The sequence below is a fragment of the Lysobacter sp. 22409 genome (genome assembly GCF_052045105.1).
GTDB classification, from domain to species: Bacteria; Pseudomonadota; Gammaproteobacteria; order Xanthomonadales; family Xanthomonadaceae; genus Lysobacter; species Lysobacter antibioticus_B.
Window position 1 is genome coordinate 1 of sequence record NZ_JBQEOE010000080.1, and the last position, 9,566, is coordinate 9,566.

The window sequence follows — 9,566 nt, forward strand, 5'->3', positions numbered from 1 at the left end:
CATCCTTGTCCTATCGAAAAACGGCGCACGTCCTGTGCGCCGCCCTCCGGGTCTACTGTTGACCGGCAAAGCGGCAAAGCTGCAAAGCAGATCAAAGTCTCGGCAACGGCAACGGCAACGGCAACGGCGGGAGCAGGGGCATAGGCAGTCGGCGTCGCTGCTCTTGGGTAGGAGCGGCGTCCTACTGGATTTCCTACGGTCACAAGCCGCGACCGCGCCACGCTGGTCTTGCGGCGCGTCGGCCAAAAAAGCAATCGCGCCATCGAAAGACAGGTCACTCCCGGGTCAAGAAAAAATAGACTTCGAAACGAAGAAGGCCGCCCTGCGGCGGCCTCCCGATCGAATGCGACGACTCACGCCGTCGCTACGATCTCACCACTTGTACCCCACCTTCGCATAAGCGAACGCGCCATTGAACCCGAACGGAGAGTTGCCGCTATAAGGCAACTGGCCGCTTTCGCTGTTGGCGTAGATCGATTCGTCCGGGTACTCGTTGAGCACGTTGTCGCCGCCGACGGTGAACTCCCAGCCGTCGATGGCATAGGTCGCGGCCAGGTCCAGCGTCCACTTGGCGCGGTAGGTCTGGTCGCGTACGCCGCTGGGGTCGTCGTTGAAGGTGTGGAACTCGCCGTAGCGGGTGGTGGTGGCGTCGAAGCGCCAGGGGCCGGTGGTCCAGCTGCCGCCGAGGAAGAACTTGTCGCGCGGGGCGCCCTGGGTGATGCGGCCTTGTTCGACGCGGCCGATGCGCTGCAGGTTGAGGCCACCGGCGGTGAGCTCGGGCGGGTTGGCGGCGATGCGCTCCAGGGTGGTCTTGTTGCGGTTGTAGCCGGCGGTCAGGTCGATCGCGCCGGTGCCGAGCGACCAGCGGTAGCTGCCGACGATGTCGATGCCGCGGGTGCGGGTGTCGACGGCGTTGGTGAAGTAGCGGCCGCCGGTGATGCCGCGGTGGCCGCGCGCTTCCAGGAAGCTCGCCACCGCCGGGCCGCGCAGGTTCTCCGACAGGATGATGCGGTCGTCGATGTCGATCTGGTAGGCGTCGACGGTGATGTACAGCGATTCGATCGGTTGCAGCACCAGGCCCAGGCCGATGTTGGTCGATTCTTCGGCCTTCAGCGACTCGGCGCCGAGCGCGATCGCGGCCGGGTCGTCGACGGCGAAGGTGCGGACCTGGAACGGGGTCGGGTCGCCGAGCACGATCACGGTCTGGGTGGATTGGTAGAACTGCTGCTGCAACGACGGCGCGCGGAAGCCGGTCGACAGGGTGCCGCGCAGCGCGACCTTGTCGTTGAAGGCGTAGCGCGCCGACAGCTTGCCCGAGGTGGTTTCGCCGAAATCGCTGTAGCGCTCGTAACGTGCGGCGGCGCCGAGCGACAGCTTGTCGGTCACGTCGGCTTCGAGGTCGGCGTAGAACGAGTGGCTGTTGCGATTGCGGCGGCTGGCATCGGACGGAGTGAAGCCGGGGAACACCTGCGCACCGGGTGCGCCGGGTTCGGGGCCGGCGACATACGAGGCCAGTTCGCCTGCGGACTGGTTGAACTTCTCGCCGCGCCACTCGCTGCCGAAGGCCACGGTGAGCGGGTACTTGAGCCAGCCGACGTCGAAGGACTTGTTGAAGTCGGCATTGAGCACGTTCTGGGTGACTTCGAGCGCGCCGATGTAGAAATCGTGCGGCGAGGCGGCGCCGAGGGTGCGGTTGAGGCTGTTGCGCACGTCGAAGTCGAGCTGGTTCTGGCCGTAGTTGTAGCTCAGGTCGAGGTTCCAGCCGCCGGCGGTCTGGCCGCGCAGGCCGAGCACGAAGGCGCGGTCCTGGCTGACGTTGTCGATCTGCGGCAGGAAGCCGTCCGGATACACCGAGCGGATGTTGTTGGGGTTGCCCGGGGCGCGGAAATAGCCGTTGGAGATGGCGCGGCGGCGGCTGGCGGTGCCGAAGGAATAGAACTCGACGCCTTCGCTCGGGCTCCACTTTGCGTTGTAGGCCAGCGCGGCCTGGTCGATCTCCGGGTCGCCGTAGCGGTGCACGACCTTGCCGGGCGGGTTGCTGGTCGGGGTGACCGTGCCGAGGTAGGGGCGGGCGCGGTCGGTGTTGTCGCTGTGGCCGCCCTGCGCCGACACATGCAGCGCGCCGTTTTCGCCGAGCTTGATGCCGGCGTCGCCGGACAGTTGGTACTGCTTGCCGTCGCCGGCGCTGTATTGGCCGTAGCGCGCGGCCAGGCTGCCGCCTTCGCCCGAGCCCTTGAGAACGACGTTGACCACGCCGGCGATGGCGTCGGAGCCGTACTGCGCCGAGGCGCCGTCGCGCAGCACTTCGACGCGTTCGATCGCGGCGATCGGAATGGCGTTGAGGTCGACCGGCGAGGAGCCGCGGCCGATGCTGTCGTTGAGGTTGATCAGCGAGGTGGTGTGGCGGCGCTTGCCGTTGACCAGCACCAGCACCTGGTCGGGGGCCAGGCCGCGCAACTGCGCCGGACGCACCGCGTCGGTGGCGTCGGTGATCGCGGGACGCGGGAAGTTCAGCGAGGGCAGGGCGCGCGACAGGGCGGTGGCCAGCTCGACGGTGCCGGTGGCCTCCAGGGTCTGCGGGGTGATGATGTCGATCGGCGCGGTGGATTCGGCTACGGTGCGGTCGCTGACCCGGGTGCCGGTGACGATCAGGGTGTCGAGGTTGGTCGGGTTGGCGGTCGCGGCGTCCGGGGCGGCGGGGGTGGCGGGGTCTTGGGCCCAGGCGGGGGCGGTGGCGAGAGCGATCGATACGGCGGTGCTGAGCAGGGACAGGCGGCGGGACATGGACACTCCGGGCGGTCGAACGGGGGACGTCAGGGCGAGCGCAGCCGCCACGGCCGGCGCGAGGGGCGCTTTGCCGCGGGAGGCGAGCTCGTTGACGCGTGGGGGCGGTCTGAGGCCGACGTCCCGATTATTCGATGCCCGCTGCCGGAGCGGCCGAACTTGTGTTCATGAGCAAATACCGATCAGTCATGCGACCATATCCGCATGATTTCTTTCCGTGATTTCGCCATGCGGCGTGGCGAACGCCTGCTGCTGTCCAACGTAGACCTGACCCTGCACGCCGGTTGGCGGGTGGGCGTGATCGGCCGCAACGGTACCGGCAAGTCCTCGCTGTTCGCGGCGATCCAGGGCGAAGTCGAGGCCGACCGCGGCGACATCGACGTGCCCAACCGCGTGCGCATCGCCAGCGTGGCCCAGGAAACCCCGGCCCTCGACGACCCGGCCCTGGACTTCGTCCTTTCCGGCGACGCCCAGGTCTACCAGGTGCTGGTCGCCGAACGCGAAGCGGTCGAGCGCGAGGACTGGGAAGCGGTCGCCGAGGCCCATCACCGGCTCGAAGAACTCGGCGGCTACGACGCCACCGCGCGCGCCGGCAAGCTGTTGCACGGCCTGGGCTTCTCGCCCGATACCCACGAACGCGCGGTCAAGGAATTCTCCGGCGGCTGGCGCGTGCGCCTGAACCTGGCGCGCGCGCTGATGACGCCGTCGGACCTGCTGCTGCTCGACGAACCGACCAACCACTTGGACCTGGACGCGGTGCTGTGGCTGGAGCAGTGGCTGCTCAAGTACCCGGGCACCTTGCTGCTGATCTCGCACGACCGCGAGTTCCTCGACGAGGTCACCACCCACACCCTGCATCTGCACGACGGCAAGGCCAAGCTGTACACCGGCGACTACACCTCGTTCGAGCGCCAGCGCGCCGAGCACCTGCGCCTGCAGCAGATCACCCACGAGAAGCAGCAGGCCGAGCGGGCCCACCTGCAGAGCTTCATCGACCGCTTCAGCGCCAGCGCGGCCAAGGCCAAGCAGGCGCAGTCGCGGGTCAAGCGCCTGGCCAAGATGGTCGGCACCGAGGCGGTGCGGCTCGAGCGCGCGATGCGCATCGAATTCCCGGCGCCGACCAAGCTGCCGCATGCGCTGCTGCGCCTGATCCATGCCGATTGCGGCTACGGCGATCACGTGGTGCTGGACGACGTCAGCTTCATCCTCGAAGCCGGCGACCGCATCGCCTTGCTCGGCCCCAACGGTGCGGGTAAGTCGACCCTGGTGAAGTCCTTGGTCGGCGAGCTGGAACTGCTGACCGGCGAACGCGGCGGCCATCCGGACCTGCGCATCGGTTACTTCGCACAGCACACGGTCGAATCGCTGCATGCCGGCGTAAGCCCGATCGATCACCTGGCCGAAATCGCCCCGGGCGTGCCGACCCAGCAGCTGCGCGATTTCCTCGGCAAGTGGAATTTCCCCGGCGACCGCGCCTTCGAATCGGTCGACGGGTTCTCCGGCGGCGAACGCGCGCGCCTGGCCCTGGCGATGATTGCCTGGCGCAAGCCCAACGTGCTGCTGCTCGACGAACCGACCAACCACTTGGACCTGGACGTGCGCGAAGCGCTGGCCGAGGCCTTGTCGGATTTCCCCGGCGCGATCGTGCTGGTCTCGCACGACCGTCACCTGATCGGCCTGGTCTGCGAAACCTTCTGGCGCGTGGCCGATGGTGTGGCGCAGCCGTTCGACGGCGACCTCGACGCCTACGCGGTGTGGTTGCGTACGCGCGACAACAGCAACGACGGCAAGGGCGCGGCGGTGGCCAAGGCCGCGGCGCAGGCCACGGCCGCCGCATCGGCCGCCAAGCAGGCTGGCGGCGGCAAGGGTGGGCGCAAGGTCAATCCGGTCAAGCTGGCGGAAGCGGAAAAGCGCGTGGCCGAGCTGGAATCCAAGCTGCACACCCTGGACATGGATCTGGCCGATCCGACCAAGTACGCCGGCGGCGGCGACAACGCGGGCGAGTTGGCCAAGCAGCGCGAAAAGGTCGCGGCGGAACTGGCCAAGGCCGAGGCGGAGTGGATGGCGCTGTACGACGCGGCTTGAGGTTGGGTGTCGTTTCTGCGCTGCGCTGCTTTCTGTAGGAGCGGCGTGAGCCGCGACCGCTGGACGCGCAGAGGCTACCGCGCCGATGTTGCTCATCGAAGCGGTGTGCTTTCGCGAAGGGTAGGAGCGGCGCAAGCCGCGACCGCGTCGTTTCGGTCTCGCGGCGTATCGCTCGAGCAAGATCAAGATCCAGATCAAACGCCAAGAGCTTCCGCCACTAAAGCGGCGGGTTACTTTCTTTTGTCATAAGCAACAAAAGAAAGGTAACCAAAGAAAAATGCTTTTCTTTGAGTCAAGGGCCCGCGTGTTCGATGCTTCCGCAGGGATTTTTCATACGGGACATCCCTGTCCCGATGAAAAACGGCCTGCATCCATGCAGGCCGCCCTCCGGGTCTTCGATTGCCTTCGCGAGTGCTAATCGACGCACGGCAACGGCAACGGCAACTGCAACTGCAACTGCAACTGCATCGTGCATCTTCAGCAGCGCGAACCCCTTCTCCCGCTCGCGGGAGAAGGGGGCGCGTAGCGCCGGATGAGGGCATCGCGACCCGAATGACGTCGCTGCTGCGGCTATCTGCAATCGGCCGAAACGCTTGGGGTGTCTGCTCCACGATTGGCTTGTCGCGGTCTCCACAGGCATCCCTCTGCTGACGAAGATTCTGCCCTCGCTGGAGCGCAGCGCGCCGTTCGAGGTCGATCCGCTCGAAGAGCCGGCCCCGCAAGAGCAGACGACGCAGAACCCGGACTAGGCCTCGCTCGGGCCGAACCGACCGCCTGTCGGCGGCCATGGCTGTCGCTGCGACCGTGCCGGCCGGGCCGGAGCGAACCCGCGGGGGCCTGAAACGAGCCCGATGCGGGTCAGCTTTGAGGCCGCCGCGCCTTGCATCGCCGCGATCCGCCCCCACACTGCCCAGTCCGCCGTCCCGAATTACAGTCTCCGCCATGCCCATCTACGCCTTCCAGTGCAGCGCCTGCGGCCACGCCTTCGACCGCCTGCAGAAGCTCTCCGACGCCGACCCCACCGTCTGCCCCGAGTGCGGCGCCGAGAAAGTCGGGCGTCAGCTGACCGCGCCGCAGTTCCGCCTGGCCGGCGGCGGTTGGTACGAGACCGATTTCAAGAAGGACGGCGACAAGAAGCGCAATCTGGCCGGCGAGGGCAGTTCCGGCGGCAGCGGCGGTTCGGCCCCGGCCGTCGACAGCAAGCCCGCCGAGAAGAAGGCCGAGCCCGCCGCGGCCCCGGCCAAGCCGGCCTCCGGGGCCAGCGCCACCTGATTCCGGACGGTCCGCGGCCAGCGCCCGGATGGTCCAGCTTTCACCCCGGGGTGTCGCGAGGCGCCCCGGGTCGTTTGCGGGAACGAGCCGCATCGGCCTGCCCTGAGTCGGGCCGGCGATGTGCGGCATAACGGCCGCACAGGGCGCACTGCAGCGGTCCTGAGCGCGGACTGGCAACTGCACCAGTCCTGCGCGTGCACTGGCACGTGCACTAGAATGACCGGTTCCGGCCCCCGGCCGGCGAGGCGTTCCCGGCCCGGCGGCTGCCGCGGCCCGGTCCCGAACCCTCCTGTCGCAACCCCCACGATTCACGGATCGACCAATCGGAGTTTCCATGCGTACCCATTTCTGCGGCCTCGTCGACGAGGCGCTGATCGGCCAGACCGTCACCCTGTGCGGCTGGGTCAACACCAATCGCGTCCAGAGCCACGTGGTGTTCACCGATCTGCGCGATCACGAGGGCGTGGTGCAGATCGTCGTCGACTCCGATACCGCCGAGCTGTTCAAGACCGCCGGCGATCTGAGCGTGGAGAGCTGCGTGCGGGTGACCGGCACGGTGCGCGCGCGCCAGGCCGCCAACGAAAAGATCCGCAGCGGCAAGGTCGAAGTGCTGGCCGCGACGATCGAAGTGCTGAACAAGGCCGAGCCGCTGCCGTTCCATGCCCATGAGAACGCCGGCGAGGAAACCCGCCTGACCTACCGCTACCTCGACCTGCGCCGTCCCGAGATGCAGAAGATGATGCGTACGCGCATCCGCCTGGTGCAGTCGCTGCGCCGCTGGCTCGACGCGCGCGGTTTCCAGGACATCGAGACCCCGATCCTGACCAAGGCCACGCCGGAAGGCGCGCGCGACTTCCTGGTGCCGGCGCGCATGCATCCGGGCGAGTTCTACGCCCTGCCGCAGTCGCCGCAGCTGTTCAAGCAGATCCTGATGGTGGCCGGCTTCGACCGTTACTACCAGATCGCGCGCTGCTTCCGCGACGAAGCGCTGCGCGCCGACCGCCAGCTTGAGTTCACCCAGCTCGACATGGAGTTCGCCTGGGTTTCCGAGCGCGACGTGCAGGACACCGTCGAGGACATGATCCGCGTGGTGTTCAAGGAAACCATCGAGGTCGAGCTCGACGCGCAGTTCCCGCGCATGACCTATGCCGAAGCCATGCGCCGTTACGGTTCCGACAAGCCCGATCTGCGCATCGACCTGGAATTCGTCGACATCGCCGAACTGGTCAAGCAGTGCGAGTTCAAGGTCTTCACCGACTGGGCCAACCACGCCGACGGCCGCGTCGTCGCCCTGCGCGCACCCGGCGCGGCCGGCTGGTCGCGCAAGCAGATCGACGAGTGCGGCGCGCACGCGGCCAAGTACGGCGCCAAGGGCCTGGCCTGGATGAAGATCGAAGACGCGTCGAAGGGCCGCGACGGCATCAACTCGCCGATCGCCAAGTTCCTCGACGACGCCACCCTGGCCAAGATTGTCGAAGTCAGCGGCGCCCAGAGCGGCGACGCGATCTTCTTCGGCGCGGCCGACTACAAGACCGCCAGCGATTTCATGGGCGCGCTGCGCCTCAAGCTCGGCAAGGACCTCGGCCTGGTCGCCGACGGCTGGAAGCCGCTGTGGGTCACCGATTTCCCGATGTTCGAGTGGGACGAGGAAGCGCAACGCTACGTCGCCCTGCATCACCCCTTCACCGCACCCGCGGTCGACGACATCGCCGACCTGCGCACGAACGCCAAGACCGCGGTGTCGCGCGGCTACGACATGGTCCTCAATGGCAACGAGATCGGCGGCGGTTCGATCCGTATCCATCGCCCGCAGATGCAGTCGGCGGTGTTCGACCTGCTCGGCATCGGCGCGGAAGAGGCCGAGGCCAAGTTCGGCTTCCTGCTCGACGCGCTCAAGTACGGCGCGCCGCCGCACGGCGGCATCGCCTTCGGCATCGACCGCATCGCCGCGCTGATGGGCGGCACCGAGTCGATCCGCGACGTCATCGCTTTCCCGAAGACCACCACCGCACAGTGCCTGATGACCGGCGCGCCGTCGCCGATTCCGGACGCGCAACTGGCCGAAGTGCACGTGATGGTGCGTCCGAAGAAAGACCCGGCCTGACCGGAGTGCACGGCCGGGCTCGACGAGCCCGGTGGGTCGAGTCCAGCCCGGGCGGCGTGCGGAATCGCGCGTCGCCGTGGGCGGTCAGGGCCGGCGTCGTCGGCCCTCAGGGTCGCCCCCGCAAGGCGAGTCCCTGATCGCCCGTTCGCGTCGCCGCTCCATCGTTACCGTCCGCTTACACCGCGAGGCCTTATGACGAACGCCGCACCGAAATTTTCCATCCGCCGCGCCGGTGTCGGCGATGCGCCCCTCGTCGCCGATATCGCCACCCGCACCTTCGTCGAGACCTTCGGCCATCTGTACCCGCCGGAGGATCTGCAGGGTTTCCTGCTCGACAGCTATTCGGTCGAGAAGCAGGCGGTGATCCTGTCGCACCCGGACTACGCGATCTTCCTGCTCGAACGCGACGGCGTCGCGGTCGGCCATGCCGCGGCGGGACCGTGCGGCCTGCCGCATCCGGACGTGGCTCCGGGCGATGGCGAACTCAAGCGCTTATACGTGTTGCGCGAAGCGCAGAACGGCGGCTGGGGCGCGCGCCTGTTCGACACCGTGCTCGAATGGCTGCAGCGCGAAGGCCCGCGGACCCTGTGGATCGGCGTGTGGTCGGAGAATTTCGGCGCGCAGCGTTTCTATGGCCGGTACGGTTTCGAGCATGTCGGCCATTACGATTTCATCGTCGGCAATACGCGCGATCACGAGTTCATTCTCAAGCGCGATGCGGTGGCGGTTCCAGGCTGATATGAGGCGGCATAGCCCGTTGCCGTTGCCGCTATTGCCGTTGCCGTTGCCGTTGCCGTTGCCGTTGCCGTAAAGATTTTGCCGTTGTCGTGCGCCGATTCGCACTGGCGAAGGCAATCGAAGACCCGGAGGGCGGCGCGCAGGGATGCGCGCCGTTTTTCATCGGGACAGGGATGTCCCGTATGGAAAATCCCTGCGTCGGCATCGAACGTGCGGGCCTGTGATTCAAAACAAAAGCATTTTTCTTTGGTTACTTTCTTTTGTTGCTTTAGACAAAAGAAAGTTACCCGCCGCTTTAGTGGCGGAAGCTTTTGGCGTTTGATCTAGATATTGATCTTGCTTGTGAAAAACGCCGCAAACCCGCTGCAGCGCAGTCGCGGCTTGCGCCGCTCCTACCTGACGGGCTGCGGCCGGTATCGGCGTGACATTGAGAGGTCGCGGTCGCGACTTACGTCGCTCCTACAGGGGAAGGATTCGCGACGCTTTCCTCTTCAAGAAAGAGCAAAGCTTCCGTCCGCTGACGCGGCCGGGTTACTTTCTTTTGCTGGCCCAAAAGAAAGCTAACCAAAGAAAAGGCCTTCCT

Annotated in this window: 5 protein-coding genes; 4 read left to right on the forward strand and 1 reads right to left on the reverse strand. The window is 66.8% G+C overall.

From position 1 onward, the window contains the following. Positions 1 to 372 precede the first annotated feature (372 nt). The gene (locus ACTJJK_RS22585; RefSeq protein WP_440731306.1) at positions 373 to 2,784 is read right to left on the reverse strand and encodes a TonB-dependent receptor plug domain-containing protein; all 2,412 of its coding nucleotides are present in this window, start codon (positions 2,782 to 2,784) and stop codon (positions 373 to 375) included. Between the two features lie 204 nt (positions 2,785 to 2,988). Between ACTJJK_RS22585 and ACTJJK_RS22590 the strand changes: the two genes are divergently transcribed. The 4 genes from ACTJJK_RS22590 to ACTJJK_RS22605 all read left to right on the forward strand — a co-directional run bounded on the left by ACTJJK_RS22590 (position 2,989) and on the right by ACTJJK_RS22605 (position 8,983). Next, positions 2,989 to 4,869, forward strand: a complete 1,881-nt coding sequence (locus ACTJJK_RS22590; protein WP_031374259.1) for an ABC-F family ATP-binding cassette domain-containing protein — start codon at positions 2,989 to 2,991, stop codon at positions 4,867 to 4,869. Between the two features lie 942 nt (positions 4,870 to 5,811). After that, the gene (locus ACTJJK_RS22595; RefSeq protein ID WP_031374236.1) at positions 5,812 to 6,141 is read left to right on the forward strand and encodes an FmdB family zinc ribbon protein; all 330 of its coding nucleotides are present in this window, start codon (positions 5,812 to 5,814) and stop codon (positions 6,139 to 6,141) included. A gap of 334 nt (positions 6,142 to 6,475) precedes the next feature. Further along, complete coding sequence (aspS, locus tag ACTJJK_RS22600; protein WP_440731307.1) at positions 6,476 to 8,245, forward strand: aspartate--tRNA ligase; 1,770 nt, start codon at positions 6,476 to 6,478, stop codon at positions 8,243 to 8,245. 192 nt (positions 8,246 to 8,437) lie between these two features. After that, positions 8,438 to 8,983, forward strand: coding sequence for a GNAT family N-acetyltransferase (locus ACTJJK_RS22605; protein WP_031374234.1), 546 nt, complete (start codon positions 8,438 to 8,440; stop codon positions 8,981 to 8,983). Positions 8,984 to 9,566 lie beyond the last annotated feature (583 nt).